We start from the raw sequence: 14,361 nt of genomic DNA, 5'->3' as shown, positions 1-14,361 counted from the left end.
TCTCCCATTTCAACCCGCCCAGCCTCGACAGTTGCCCGCAGCAAGTCAAGGAATGGCGAAGAACCGATTGAAACAGTCTGCGACAAGGTCGGCACCGGCCTCATCGTTCAGGTGCAAATGGTGGCCACCCGGCAGCTGTTCCCGGCTAAAGGGTAGACGTTCCAGCAGCTCTGGATGTTTCGCCAGCATGCCGTCGGCCGCGACGACCAGTTGCGCCGGGCAACTGATGCGCGCGACGAAAGCCATCGCCTGTTCCTGGGTCAGACGCAACGGCGACGGCAAGGTCAGGCGATTATCGGTGCGCCAGGTGTAACCGCCCGGCACCGGCATCAAACCACGCTGGGCCAAGAGTTCGGCCGCCTCACGACTGACCGCCACCAACCCTTTCATCCGTGCCTCGATCGCACGGTCGAGGGTGTTGTAAACCGGTTTGCGCTTCTCGCGCAGATCCAGTTGCGCTTGCAGGGCCATGCCCATGCGCTCGGCGGCATTTTCGCCTTTGTCTGTAGGAGGAATCACGCCGTCGATCAGCGCCAGATGGGTGATGCGTTCCGGCAACGCACCCGCCAGCACCAGCGAAACAATCGCGCCCATCGAATGCCCGAGCAGACCGAAACGCTTCCAGCCCAGTTGCTCGGCGACTTGCAGCACGTCATGGGCGTAGTCCCACAGCGCGTAACCGGCGCCGTTCGGACGATGCCCGGAATGGCCGTGCCCGGCCATGTCCAGTGCAATGATGCGCAAGCCTTTGAGCTTCGGTGCCAGCCGCGCGAAGCTATTGGCGTTGTCGAGCCAGCCATGCAGGGCGATCACCGGCAGACCGTCCTCGGGGCCGAACAAATGCGCCGCCAGTTCGATATGCGGCAGGCTCAGGCGCACTTCTTCGAAAGTCGGGCTCATGCGCAATCCTTGTCCTGACGGTTTTCCCAGCGCGTGAACAGAGTCTTCAGCAGCCGCGCGGTGTCCTGCGGGCGCTCAAGGGGAAACATGTGGCCGCCGGGCATGCTCAGCGCTTCGCCTTGCGCCAGCCGCGACACAAAACGCGTGTGATGACGCATGACCACGCGACTTTTGTGCCCGCGCACCACCGCCAGCGGCACTTGCAATTGCCCGGTGCGGCCAGGGCTGGTGTGCGGCACGCCGCGGTAGATGCTGATTTCAGTGGCGGGGTCGAAGCGCAAGCGCAGCTTGTCGCCGACCTTGTGCAAACCGTGTTGCAGATAAGCGTCGAAACATTCCGGATCAAAGCCACGAAACAGGCTTTTGCCAGCAAAATAGCTGCGCGCACTGTCGAGGTCGGCGAACTCTTCGCGGCGGCCCAAGGTGCGACCGGCGGGGGTCAGTTTGTCGATGAAGCCAAAACGCTTGGCCGCACGAATCACCCACTGATCGGTGCGCGTGAGCACCGGCGAATCGAGCATCACCACGCCGCGATACAACTCCGGGCAACGCAGCGCCGCGTGCAGATGCAACACGCCGCCAAACGAATGGCCAACGCCCCACACCGGTTGATCCTGCTGCTGTAAATGATGGATCAGCTCATCAACCAGGTTGTACCAGTTGTCATCCGCCGGAAAACGCGGGTCATGGGCATGCTGCTCGAGATGCGCGACCCGGTATTCGGGCGCCAGCGCCGCGAACAACTTGCCATAGGTGCCCGAAGGGAAGCCGTTGGCGTGGGCGAAAAAGATGGGTTGCGACATACCGGTACATCCATGAGCGGGAAACGTGGCGTTGATTGTCCGCAAGACGGCGCGCGACAGCAATGACCGTAACTGCCAGGAATGATGACAGTCGCGCCACGGCTATGGCAGGCGCCGTTGTGGCACTTGTCAACTGTCAGTTCTGTCAGTTGACAGGCGCCCTGCTGAGGCCGATAAAAACCTACCCCCCTTTGTCTGGCGCTGGCTGCTCATGACTCACGCGAACACGCCGGCCATTCAAGCGCGCGATCCGAGGGGGCTGCCCGTGCGCAGCGTGGCCTATCATCACCGCGACGCGAGTGCGGCAATTGAAAGCTACGTCACTCAACAGATTTACGATGCATCAGGACGCGCGCTCCAGAGCCGCGATCCGAGACTGTTCCTCCGTCATCAGCTCGATCCTTCGGCCCCGGCGAATCAGAGCAACGTGTTCAGCCTCTCGGGATCGCCGCTGTTAAGTGAAAACACCGACGCTGGCTGGCGCTTGAGCCTGATCGCAGCGGACGGTTTCAGCCTTGAAGGCTGGGATCAGAAACGCAACCACCGACGCACGGGCCTCGATTCGCTGCGCCGCCCGAGCGCGATATTCGAGCACGCAGAGAGCGAGCCTGAACACTGCACGGAGCGTTTCACCTATGGCGATGAATCGACGGAAATCGTCCATAACCGTCGCGGCCGATTGATTCGGCACGACGATACGGCAGGCACCCTGCTTTTTGCGCAATTCAGTCTGACTGGCCTGCCATTGCAATGCGGTCGTGCCTTCTGCGCTGACCCCGTCTGGGCGGTGAACTGGCCGGAAACGCGCGCCGAGCGCGATCACTTTCTGGAAGGAGACCCCGCAACGACGTTCTGCATCTACAACGCCATGGGGGAGTTGATCAGCCAGACCGATGCGCTGGGCAATCGGCAAACACTGTTGCAGGATCGCGTCGGTCAGTTACGCGAGATCCATCTGACGCTGGCAGCCAACCCGCAGAGCCAGACGATAGCCAGCGATATTCAGTACAACGCCGAAGGCCATCTGGAACATCAACGTGCAGGGAACGGCGTGGTGTCTCGAGCACGGTTCGGCGCTGATGACGGTCGCCTGCAGCATCTGCTCAGTCAGACAAATGATGGCCAGACGGTGCAGGATCTGACGTACGAATATGACGCGAGCGGTAACATCACCCGCATCGCCGATCACGCAGCGCCCGCTCACTTTCACCGCAACCAGCGCACCGAAGCGACCTGTCGCTATCGCTACGACAGTCTCTCGCGCTTGATTGAGGCCAGTGGCCGGCAGATCCGTAACGCCACTGGCGGCCCACAGTTACCGGAGTTTTCCTCGCCTGCCGATCCGGCACAACTGGAAAACTACACGCGTACCTACACCTACGATTGCGCCGGTAATTTACTGCGCATGGAACACCGCGCCGCCAGCGGCAACCGCACCGAACGCACCGCCGTCGCTCACTCCAGCAATCGTAGCCTGGCGGAAAAACCTGACGGCCAGTTGCCGGATGAAGGCGAAATTGCTGCGAGGTACGACGCCAGCGGCAATCGCCTGCTTTTGCAGCATGGACACGATCTGCAATGGGATCGGCGTAATGAATTACGGCAGGTTAGCCAGATCGTCCGTGCCGATGAGCCAGATGACATCGAGTTCTATGTGTATGACGGTGGTGGCCAGCGTCAGCGCAAAATCACTCAGCGTTTCACCGGCACGCTGACGCGCGACAGTGAAACCCGTTACTTGCCCGGTCTGGAGATTCGCACTGAGCCAGACCAGATTGTCCACGTCATCTCGATCAAGGCCGCACGCGCCACCCTCCAGGTGTTGCATTGGGCGAAAGGCCTGCCGGCGGGCATGGTGCAGGATCAGCAACGCTACAGCTTCAGCGACCACCTGAATTCCAGCACCGTGGAGCTGGACGCACAGGCACAACTGATTTCGCGGGAGGACTATTACCCCTACGGCGAAACCTGTTGGTGGGCCGGGCGCAGTCAGGTCCAAGCCAGTTACAAAACCCTGCGCTATTCGGGCAAAGAGCGTGACGCCACGGGTTTGTATTACTACGGTTTTCGTTACTACGCGCCATGGCTGCAGCGCTGGCTCAATGCTGATCCGCTGGGCACTGCAGACGGCCTGAATCTGTTTGCCATGGTGCATGGCAATCCGGTCGGCAATGTCGATTTTCAGGGGCTGGTCACGGTGAAAGAAGGCGCCAGCGCGGCGCTCGCAACGTTTGCCCGAGATGGCGCGAGCGCACTGGCCGGCGGTTCGGTGAAATATTTTGCCGCCGCAGGATTGGAGCAATGGGCCTCGGGCGATACGGACTCGCCCCCGGATGCCGGTGTCAATCTGGGATTGACCATCGCAGGCGCGATTGTCGGTGCCGCTGCCGGAGGATCGATGGGATTGGGAACTGGTAGCCGGATTGCCAGCAGCCGTAATTACAGTCGCACGACACAAAAAATCATGGCTGGCGCATTGGCTCTGACGGGCGCCGCCCTCGGAGCCGCCGCCCCCGTTTATGCCTATCTCGCCAACCGTGAAGCGTTGAACGTCACGGCCATCAGTCTGCTAGCCAGCGCCCCCGGGAATCTGACAAGAGAAGCCGGGCAGCGGATGCTGGCCGATGTTGGCCCCAGCGTCACGGTTGCACCTTCCGCCATCACCACGGCGGCGCGTACCGCCGCTTACGGCGGCCTGCTGTTTAGCACTGGCCTCGTACGAGCAGAGTTATCCGCAATCGCGGGCGTGGTTGCCGGGGCTGGCGTCGAAGGTCTTGATGGCGTGTCCATCACCACGATTAACGCCTTTCGAGGTGGCGCGTACCAAAGTCCGGAGAAAAACCAGCTCTCCATGCCGAAGTTCGGGGAGATGTTATACGGCGTCACGACACGCACGGCCGGGTCTACTTTGACCGCCTCGCTCGCATTGGGCACGGCCTCCGCTACAGCAGCCATCGACGATATCAACCTGAGAAACGCCGCGGTCACCAGCCTGGCAACGCCCAGCGAAGCCCGCACCTACCTTGGGCAACATGTAGAGCTGGGCGCTTACGAGTTACTCCAAATAGCCGGGGACGCGGACTTCGTTCTGGATCGATTCACGCCTCCCAACAGAGAGTGGAGAAATGCCACACCTGATAGTTATCATCCGGAGACACCGCATGCGGTTGACCTGCCCATGCGATCCTTTGGCTCTCGGCGAAGCCAATCCAGCCATTGACTCACTGCGCAGGCGGCGTCTGCCCCAACGGCACCACCGCCATGGTCAGCCGCGACACACAACTGGCCTTGCCTTCATCGCTGGTCAACCGAATATCCCAGACATGCGTGGTGCGGCCGATATGAATCGGCTTGGCAACCGCCGTCACCCGACCGCTGCGCAAACCACGCAAATGGTTGGCGTTGATCTCCAGCCCCACGCAATAAAACTTGCTGGCATCGATGCACAGATAACTGGCCATCGAACCGACGCTTTCCGCCAGCACCACCGATGCGCCGCCGTGCAGCAGACCGTACGGTTGATGGGTGCGATGGTCGATGACCATGCTCGCGGTCAGCGACTCTTCGTCGAAAGATTCAAAGCGAATGTCCAGCACTTCGCCGATGGTGTTTTTCTGGATCGCGTTCAACTGCTCGATGTTCGGAGTGGTACGCCACAAGCTCATCGCAGACTTCCTTTGTTGTTTTAGTCGTCGCTCAATCCTGCCACAGCACCGCCTCGCTGCGCTCGCTCCATTCTTCAAAGCGCGCGCCGTAAGTGTCTTCGATGACGTTGCGTTTGATCTTCAAGGTCGGCGTGAGAAAACCGTTTTCCACCGCCCAACTGTCCTTGACCACTACCAGACGGCGCAGGCGTTCGTGTTTGTCGAGCACGGCGTTGACCTCTTCCAGCAGTTTTTCCAGGCTGGAACGCAGACTCGCCCGCCCCTCCTCCTGATTGACCGTCGACAGCACGCACAAGCCCAGCGGCGCACTCAAACCATCGCCGACCACACAGACCTGTTCGATGCGCGAATGCACTGCCAGGCGATTTTCGATCGGCGCCGGGGCGACGTATTTGCCCTTGCTGGTTTTGAAGATTTCCTTCAGCCGCCCGGTCAGGCGCAAGCGCCCTTCGGCATCCTGTTCGCCCTTGTCGCCGGTGCGCAGGAAGCCATCCTCGGTGAGCGTTTCAGCGGTTTTCTGGGGATCCTTGAAATAGCCGAGCATGGTCGCCTGACTGCGCACCAGCACTTCGCCGGTTTCATCGATGCGCACCTCGACATCCGGGCACGGTTTGCCGATCCAGCCCTGTTTGTATTGCCCCGGCAGGCAGATGTGCGAATAACCGCAACTCTCGGTCATGCCATAAACCTCGAGTACATCGAGGCCGAGTTTCTGATACCAGGTGAGCAAGGTCTGCGGCACCGGCGCCGCGCCGGACAACGCCACGCGCAAGGCATCCAGCCCCAGCCCCGCGAGCACTTTGTGGCCGACGCGTTTGCCAATGAACGGCAGGTCGAGGAGGAAATCCAGACGCTTCGCCGGGATCTTGCTGTACACGCCCATCTGGAATTTCGTCCAGATACGCGGCACGCCGAACATCGCGGTGGGCCGTGCGCGTTGCAAGTCGGTAATGAAGGTGTCGAGGCTTTCGGCGAAGAACACGGTTTGCCCGGTGTAGATCGACGCCAACTCCACAAACATCCGTTCGGCAACATGACACAGCGGCAGGTACGACAACAGCCGGTCAGTCTCGTTGAGCCCGAACAGCTGCGTGCCGCGCGTCGTGGCGAAACCGAGATTGGCAAAACTGTGCATCACGCCTTTGGGCAGGCCGGTGGTGCCGGAGGTGTAGATGATCGTCGCCAGTTGCTCGGCGGCGGGACGCGGATCGTCCTGAATCGGTGAGCTGCGCTGCAAGTCAGCCCAGCTGAAATCAAAGTCGCCAGGCGGGTGCAGCGGCAGGCTGATGGTCGGCAAATCATCCGGCACGCCTTTGGACATGCTCGGCCAGTCATCGAGTTTGCCGATAAACGCCAGCACGCTTTCCGAATGGTTGAGCACCTGCGCGACGGAATCCGCGGTGAGATTGGGATAGAGCGGCACCGAAACATGACCGGCCATCCAGATCGCGAGGTCGGCGATGATCCAGTGCGCGCAATTTTTCGAGATCAGGGCGATGTGGCTGCCTTGCGGCAACTCGCGAGCACGCAGCCAATGCGCGGCGCATCGGGCCTGATGGCCGACGTCGGCCCAGCTCAGGGTCTCGACTTGCCCGCCACCGATGGGCTGCACGAGAAAGCGCTGGCGCGGGTGCCGGGCTTCTCGTTCGTAGAACACGTCCAGCGGCAAACGGAAGGCGGCAGACATGCGACTCGCTCCTGTTTTTTAGGTCTGGAGCAAGCGTAGTCAACCAAGCAAGTGCTTGGTTGGATTTTTTACCAAAAGAAACAAGATCAAAAGATCGCAGCCTTCGGCAGCTCCTACAGGGAAATGCATTCCAATGTAGGAGCTGCCGAAGGCTGCGATCTTTGCTTTTAAGGATGTTTGAGACTGTTAAGGGTCATCGAGCCAATCAACAACTCAGGGCTTTCCAGCTCGGCCAACCCGGCAGTGCTGACCTTCTCCGGCGGATAACCGGCGCCATGCTGCAAATAGCTGAGCAGATTGCCCACCAAGGGATTGTGGCTGACCAACAGCACATTGCTCACCGAGACCAATTGATCGGTGACCTTGTCCGGATCAACCTCCGGCGTCAGCCACTCAACCGTACGAATCTCCGGCTCAAAACCCAGCGCCTCGCGCACAATCTGCGCGGTCTGCTGCACTCGCAAATAAGGGCTGGCGTAGATCGCCGTGAGCGGCTGGCCGATCAAATGGGCAGCGCTGCTCAAGGCTTCTTTGCGACCGTGGTCGGTCAGCTCCCGTTCGGAGTCGGGGCACGAGCCGTAAGGCACCGCTTCACCGTGACGCAATACCCAGAGTTTCATAGTTTGGGTTCCTCATCTCGAACCGGATGCGGTGCCGGCGCGACGGCGTGAGGCGCTTCACCTTCCGGGGTACGCGGCGTTGGCCAGTCGGCGAACGGCCACGGTTTCTGGTCGCTGTGGAAACTGCCGAAACGGCCGATCTGCGCCAGAAACTGGCTCAGGCTGTCGCCGATATTCATCAGGCTGGCGCTCGGCGCGCCATAAATCAAACGATAGATCAGTTGCACCAGCACCACCGCGCCAAGGATGAACTGCGCCACTTGCCAGACCAGTACGTAAACGATCATCCACAGCACACGCAGGAGGATGGATTCGTACTTGGCTTCGGTTTTCGGATCGTTCATGGCTTGCTACTCCCGGCTCACTCAGTTGAAACCGCTGGTGGAAATAAAGTCGACGTCGGTTTTCGGCTCGGCGCGCATCAGTAGACCGATGACCTGCTCCAGCGTGCGTCCTTCGAACAGGATCGCGTGCAGCCCGGCGACCAGCGGCATGTACACGCCGACTTCCTGCGACTTGGCCTTGAGCACTTTCAGCGTATTTACGCCTTCGGCGACTTCACCGAGACGCGACACCGCTTCATCAAGGCTCAGACCCTGACCGAGGGCGAAACCGACCTGATAGTTGCGGCTCTTCGGCGACGAACAGGTGACGATCAAATCGCCGACACCGGCCAGGCCGAGGAAGGTCATCGGATTCGCGCCCTGATTCACCGCAAACCGGGTCATCTCCGCGAGGGCACGGGTGATCAGCATGCTTTTGGTGTTCTCACCCATCTCCAGCGCCACCGCCATGCCGGCGATGATCGCGTAGACGTTTTTCAACGCCCCGCCCAACTCGACACCAAAACGGTCGGCGCTCGCGTAAACGCGGAAGGTGCGACCATGCAGCGCGGCTTGCACGGCTTTGCACAGATCTTCGTCTTCACTGGCGACCACCGTGGCGGTCAGCGCGTGCTCGGCGATTTCGCGCGCCAGGTTCGGCCCGGACAGCACGCCGATGCGCGCTTGCGGGGCGATCTCTTCGAGAATCTGGCTCATCAGTTTGAAAGTCTGCGCTTCGATGCCTTTGGTCAGGCTGACCAGCATCTTGCCGCTGAGGCGCTCGGCGTGGGCAGCGAGCACCGTGCGCAGCGCGCTGGACGGCAGCGCGACAAAGCACAAATCACAGGCGTCGAGCGTGGCTTGCAGGTCGGTGACCGCAGTCACGCCCGGCAGAATCTTGATGCCTTTGAGGTAACGCGGGTTTTCGCGATTGACCCGGATGGCTTCAGCCTGTTCGGGGTCACGCATCCATTGCAGGACTTGATGGCCGTTCTCGGCCAGTAAATTGGCCACGGCGGTACCAAAACTTCCGCCTCCCAGGACCGCAATCGGGCGCTGTTCAGTCATATGCAATCCGTTAATCCATACCAGTGGCGATGGCGGCATTATACGGGGCGACCCGGTCGCGGCCAGCCCCCGCAACAATTACCGACACTTGTAGGAAGAAGACCAATAAAACCTAGGAAAATGCCCGCAACGTGACTGGAAAAGTCGCTGTCCTCGGTTAACATGCGCGCCAATTCTTTGCTTTCAAGGCTGTGTCGTGTCCGTCGGTTCCCCTCCTCCGCGTTCGTCACTGTTGCTGGCGCTGTTATTCAGCCCGGTGGTGCTGGCAGACGACCTGTTTATCGACAGCGAAGCGCTGCCGCAGGTGCTGACCGCCACGCGTTTGAAGCAGACGCCGGCGGAAGTGCCGGGAAGCATGACCGTACTCGACAGTGAATTGATCAACGCCAGCGGCGCCCGCGACATCAGCGAACTGCTGCGGCTGGTGCCGGGAATGATGGTCGGCAACATCAGCGGCAATCAGGCGGCGGTCAATTACCACGGCACCAACGCCACCGAAGCGCGGCGCATGCAAGTGCTGATCGACGGCCGTTCGGTGTACCGCGCCGGTTTGGCCACGGTGGACTGGAGCGATATTCCGGTGGCCATGGAAGACATCGAGCGCATCGAAGTCTTTCGCGGCCCGAACACCGTCAGCTACGGCGCCAACGCGCTGATGGCGGTGGTCAACATCATCACCCGTCACCCGGTGGACAGTCACGGCACGCGACTGAAAATCACCCGTGGCCAGCGCGGCATCAATGATTTCTATGCCAGTCAGGGCACCGGTTGGAATGGCGGCGATCTGCGCCTGTCGTTGTCCGGTCAGGAAGATGACGGTTTCGACAGCGACCGCCGTGGCGACGACTATCGCGACAGCCGCCGCTTGAACCGCTTCAGCCTCGCGGTCAGCCACACCCTCAGCGATAACCAGAGCCTCGACTGGCAGGTCAACGCCAAGGACGGCACGAACCAGCGGCCCTACACCTACCACCCGGTGTTCTCGGGGATTACCGCGGCCGGGAACAATTCCGACGTGGTGGCGAAGGATTACGCTGGTTCGGTGCGCTGGAATCTCGACATCAATCCCGAGCACAGCCTCTATGTACAAGCTTCGGCGCAACACTGGGATCGTCAGCAAACGTGGCGCGCCTGTGATGCCGAAGTGTCGTTCAGCCCTGAGTTGACGCAACTGTGGCAGCTCAACCCGAATTACACCGAACGCCTGGCGCGCAACATCACCCAGTTCACCGGCCCCGGTGCCGCGCCCGGTACGCCGCAGGAAATGGCCCTGGCCAACCAAGTGCTCGATCAATGGCGCAACGGTGCCAGCCGAACCCTGTGCGGTGACATCGACCAGAGCGCCCGCGAATCGCGCTACGACCTCGAATTGCAGGACACCCTCAGCCTGTCCGACAGCCTGCGTCTGGTCAGCGGCATGAACTATCGTTACGACCGCGCCGACTCCGAAACCTATTTCAACGGCACACTGGACGACACCACCTGGCGCGCGTTCGGCCAACTGGAATGGCGCGCGACAGAACACTGGTTGTTGCAGGGCGGCGCGATGTTCGAGGACACGCAACTGATCGGCAGTTCGCTAACCCCGCGTTTCGCGATCAACTACCTGATCAATCCGCGCCACAGCCTGCGCGCGGTGTACTCGGAAGCGATCCGCTCGCCGGACATGTTCGAAAACAACGTCAACTGGAGCTATCAGGTGAGCAACCTGCGGCCCTCGGCCTACGGCCAGTCTTCGGCGCGTTATTTCGTCAAGACCCGTGGCCCGGGCGATCTTGATCAGGAACACATGCGCTCGCGCGAGTTGGGCTACAACGGCTATTTCGCCGAGCTCGGTCTGGCCGTCGACGTGAAACTGTTCTACGACGAAATCACCGGGATGATCAGCGAGCCGTTGCGCAACAATCAGTACATCGCCAGCAACGCCAACAGCTCACGTTTTCGCGGCACGGAAACCCAGCTCGACTGGCGCGTGAGCCGGGCCGATCGCCTGCGCTTCACGTATGCCTTCGTCGATGCCGAAGCGAGCAATCCACTCGATCAGCAATTCACTTCGCGCAACAGTGGTTCCGCCGGTTGGCTGCGCGACTGGGGCCACGGCTGGAACAGCGCCCTCTTCTATTACGGCGACAACGCCCTCAACGGCTACCGCTTCGAACGGGTCGACACGCGCATCGCCAAACGCATCGCGCTGGGCAAGGCGCAGTTGCAACTGGCCGGCGTGCTGCAACAGCGCCTCGACCATGAGCCGACCACTTTCGTTGACAACAACTACGACGAGCGCCGAGTCATGTACTTCAGCGCCGAGTTGGAGTTCTAGGATGCGATTGGGCACGTCACGGAAGACGCCAACCCTGGGCCACTGGCTGGCCGGGCTCTGCCTGTTTTTGACCGCGTGGCTGCACGGCGTCGGGGTGCAAGCCGCCGACATTCTGTTGACCGGCAACGAAGAAAGCCCCGGTGTGCAGGCGTTCGTCGAAGCGCTGAGCGAATTGCGCCCGACCGATAACGTGCGTTTTCAGCCACTGGCAAGCCTGCCGGCACCGGGCAAATTACCGTCTAGTCTGCGGCTTATCCTGCTTGACCTGCCCGCGCTGGACTGGCGCCTGCAAGATGCCCAAGGCCCGGCGACGCTGGTGCTGCGCATCAGCCGTCTGCAAGCGCGGCAACGTTTTGGCACAGCGCAACCGATGCATCTGAGTCTGTTGTGGAGCGATCCGCCGCTGGCTCGCCAGTTGCAATTGATCCGACGGATTCTGCCGCAGGCCAAGCGGGTCGGCGTGCTGTTCGATGAGCACAGCGAATTCCTCCTCAAAGAACTGAATCTGGTTGCCGAGCCGCTGAATCTGCAGATCTTCAGCCAGCGCTGGGATAACACCAACGACAGTCGCCCGTTACAAATAGTCCTGAAAAACAGCGACGTGCTGCTCGGCCTCGACGACCCCGACCTGTACAACCCGAAAACCGCGAAGAACCTGCTGCTCAGCAGCTACGCGCGGCACGTCGCGCTAATCGGACCGAATGCCGCTTTTGTGCGCGCCGGCAGTCTGGCCAGCAGTTACAGCGACCAGAGCGACTGGCTGGCGATTCTGGATGATTTGCTCGACCAGCCCACCACGCGCTGGCCGCGAACGCTCTATCCCGAACGTTTTAAAGTCTCAAGTAATGCGCAGGTGGCGCGTTCCTTAGGGATCGAACCGTTGAATGAAGCGTCTGTCGCCAGAACGCTGGCTGAAGGAGAGCGCCACTGATGAGTTTCCGTCGCCGTTGGGACATCAACACCCGCACTCAGCTGATCAGTCTGGGCCCGGCGCTGTTGCTGACCTTGTTGCTGATCAGCTTCTTCACCTTTGTGCGCATTCAGGATTTGCGGCAGGAGCTGACTCACACCGGGCAATTGATCGCCAACCAACTGGCGCCCGCCACCGAATACGGGGTGATTTCCGGCAACAATGAAGTGTTGGAAAGTCTGCTCAGGGCCACGCTGGCCACGCCGAATGTGCGATTCCTTGAGGTACAGGACAGCGCCAACCGGATTCTGGTGTACGTCGAGCAACCGGCGGCGTCCCACAGCCAACCGCATCAGGTCGAGGTGTTTCAGGCGCCGGTGCGATTGCAACGCATCGCTCTGCACAATGATTTTTTCCAGGACACCAAAGCCAATAACGCGGCGGCCGGCGAGGATTATCTGGGGCGGGTGATCGTCGGTCTGTCCAACGATGCCTTTAATCAGCGTCAGCAGGAAATTCTGCTCAAGGCCGGAATTCTCGCGCTGTTTGCCCTGCTCTTCACTTTCGTATTGGCGCGGCGTCTGGCCGGCAGTCTGTCCCAGCCGATCCGTGACATCGGCAATGCGGTCAAGGCGATTCAGGAGGGCGAGTACAAAACTCCGCTGCCGATTGTCGATGACACCGAACTCGGCGCGCTGTCACAGCACATCAATAACCTTGCCCAGGCGCTGGAGCAGGCCAGCCGCGAACAGCATCAGGCGATGGCGCAGTTGATCCAGACTCGCGAGGAAGCGGAGAAGGCCAACAACGCCAAATCCGACTTTCTGGCGATGATGAGCCATGAACTGCGCACGCCCATGAACGGTGTGCTCGGCATGCTGCAATTGCTCGAAACCACTGAGATGACCGAGGAGCAGGTCGAGTACGCCGCCCTCGCCTCCGAGTCCACCGAACACTTACTGAAAGTCATTAACGATATTCTCGATTTCTCGCGGATCGAACGCTCAGAGCTGGAGCTGGAACATATCCCGTTCAACCTCGCCGAGTTGATCAGTGCCTGCGCGCAGTCTTTCCAGCACAGCGCCGTGCAACGGGGTTTGGCGTTGAATCTGCGGATTCCCGAGGACATGCGCGGCTTGCAGGTACAGGGCGATCCGACGCGGATCCGGCAGATTCTGGTCAACCTGGTCGGCAATGCGCTGAAGTTCACCGAACAGGGCCGGGTCAGCATCGAGGCGCAGTGGCAGTCGCTGGATCACGAACTGCTGTGGTTCACCTGCTCGGTGCGCGACAGCGGCATCGGTATTTCGTCGGAGAGTCTGGAGCTGATGTTCAACGCGTTCCAGCAGGCGGACAGTTCGATTTCACGGCGTTACGGCGGCACCGGCCTCGGTTTGCCGATCGCCCGAACGCTGGCCGAGCGCATGGGCGGCACATTGCGCGCGCAAAGCGAGGAAGGCCGCGGCTCGGTGTTTACCCTAGAGATTCCGCTGGCGCTGTCGAAGCAGGCGTTGCCGCAATTGACCGCGCCGCGCACGCTGAATGGCGACGGCCACGGTGAAGGGCGCAATGTGCTGCTGGTCGAGGACAACCCGGTCAATCAAACGGTGATTGAAGCGATGCTGCGCAGTCTGGGCTTTACTGTCAGCGTGGCCACCGATGGCGCGCAAGCGGTGCGCAGTGCCGAAGAAAATGATTTCGAAGTGATTCTGATGGATTGCCGCTTGCCGATTATCGACGGCTACGAGGCGACCCGACAGATTCGCTGTCTGCCCGGGCGTACCGACGTGCCGATCATCGCGCTGACTGCCAACGCTTTGCAGGGCGACCGCGAAACCTGCCTGCAGGCGGGTATGAACGATTATCTGGCGAAGCCGTTCAAACGTAATGATCTGCAGCAGATTCTGCAGCGCTGGGTGTCGTAGAGTGGGCCTTTCGACCATCTGCGACTGGCGTGAAAAGCGAAAGTGCGGCAGTCTTAGGCACCCGAACGAGCCTCAAAAGGGGCTTGATTAAAAATTTCAGTGCACAAGTGTACATTCATGTCCTTGGTGCTGTGACTTTC

11 protein-coding genes are annotated in these 14,361 nt (G+C 60.7%); 4 read left to right on the top strand and 7 right to left on the bottom strand.

Annotated features, from left to right (window positions below; all coding sequences use genetic code 11):
* Positions 1-45: 45 nt before the first annotated feature.
* On the bottom strand, positions 46-900 hold the full coding sequence (locus tag ACIP1X_RS14515; protein WP_400652021.1) for an alpha/beta hydrolase: 855 nt from the start codon (positions 898-900) through the stop codon (positions 46-48).
* The gene (locus ACIP1X_RS14510; protein ID WP_053122732.1) at positions 897-1,703 is read right to left on the bottom strand and encodes an alpha/beta fold hydrolase; all 807 of its coding nucleotides are present in this window, start codon (positions 1,701-1,703) and stop codon (positions 897-899) included. Before ACIP1X_RS14510 ends, ACIP1X_RS14515 begins: the two co-directional genes overlap by 4 nt.
* Before the next feature lie 211 nt (positions 1,704-1,914).
* Between ACIP1X_RS14510 and ACIP1X_RS14505 the strand changes: the two genes are divergently transcribed.
* Positions 1,915-4,923 carry an RHS repeat-associated core domain-containing protein gene (locus ACIP1X_RS14505; RefSeq protein WP_400753055.1) on the top strand — a complete coding sequence of 1,003 codons (3,009 nt, stop codon included), beginning with the start codon at positions 1,915-1,917 and terminating at the stop codon, positions 4,921-4,923.
* Between the two features lies 1 nt (position 4,924).
* Here ACIP1X_RS14505 and ACIP1X_RS14500 read toward each other — a convergent pair whose 3' ends face one another.
* The 5 genes from ACIP1X_RS14500 to ACIP1X_RS14480 all read right to left on the bottom strand — a co-directional run bounded on the left by ACIP1X_RS14500 (position 4,925) and on the right by ACIP1X_RS14480 (position 9,066).
* A complete protein-coding gene (locus tag ACIP1X_RS14500) occupies positions 4,925-5,368 on the bottom strand; it encodes a hotdog fold thioesterase (RefSeq protein ID WP_053122736.1) in 444 nt (147 codons plus the stop codon).
* 31 nt (positions 5,369-5,399) lie between these two features.
* Complete coding sequence (locus ACIP1X_RS14495; RefSeq protein ID WP_400753053.1) at positions 5,400-7,055, bottom strand: AMP-binding protein; 1,656 nt, start codon at positions 7,053-7,055, stop codon at positions 5,400-5,402.
* 167 nt (positions 7,056-7,222) lie between these two features.
* Complete coding sequence (sixA, locus tag ACIP1X_RS14490; RefSeq protein WP_400753050.1) at positions 7,223-7,675, bottom strand: phosphohistidine phosphatase SixA; 453 nt, start codon at positions 7,673-7,675, stop codon at positions 7,223-7,225.
* Positions 7,672-8,019, bottom strand: a complete 348-nt coding sequence (locus ACIP1X_RS14485) for a DUF4389 domain-containing protein (RefSeq protein ID WP_400753047.1) — start codon at positions 8,017-8,019, stop codon at positions 7,672-7,674. Before ACIP1X_RS14485 ends, sixA begins: the two co-directional genes overlap by 4 nt.
* A 21-nt stretch (positions 8,020-8,040) precedes the next feature.
* Positions 8,041-9,066, bottom strand: a complete 1,026-nt coding sequence (locus ACIP1X_RS14480) for an NAD(P)H-dependent glycerol-3-phosphate dehydrogenase (RefSeq protein ID WP_159814978.1) — start codon at positions 9,064-9,066, stop codon at positions 8,041-8,043.
* Positions 9,067-9,262: 196 nt separating this feature from the next.
* Between ACIP1X_RS14480 and ACIP1X_RS14475 the strand changes: the two genes are divergently transcribed.
* From ACIP1X_RS14475 to ACIP1X_RS14465, 3 genes are read left to right on the top strand one after another with little or no spacing between them, the layout of a single operon-like run.
* Complete coding sequence (locus ACIP1X_RS14475) at positions 9,263-11,386, top strand: TonB-dependent receptor plug domain-containing protein (RefSeq protein WP_400753044.1); 2,124 nt, start codon at positions 9,263-9,265, stop codon at positions 11,384-11,386.
* 1 nt (position 11,387) lies between these two features.
* Entirely contained in the window at positions 11,388-12,317 is a 930-nt protein-coding gene (locus ACIP1X_RS14470) for an ABC transporter substrate-binding protein (protein ID WP_400753041.1), read from the top strand.
* Positions 12,317-14,221 carry a response regulator gene (locus tag ACIP1X_RS14465; protein ID WP_400753038.1) on the top strand — a complete coding sequence of 635 codons (1,905 nt, stop codon included), beginning with the start codon at positions 12,317-12,319 and terminating at the stop codon, positions 14,219-14,221. Before ACIP1X_RS14470 ends, ACIP1X_RS14465 begins: the two co-directional genes overlap by 1 nt.
* Positions 14,222-14,361 lie beyond the last annotated feature (140 nt).

It is taken from the genome of Pseudomonas sp. NPDC088885 (assembly GCF_044750025.1).
In the GTDB taxonomy this organism is placed as follows: Bacteria; Pseudomonadota; Gammaproteobacteria; order Pseudomonadales; family Pseudomonadaceae; genus Aquipseudomonas; species Aquipseudomonas rustica.
The sequence above is the reverse complement of the archived record's forward strand: the minus strand, read 5'-3'. Positions and strand labels throughout refer to the sequence as shown.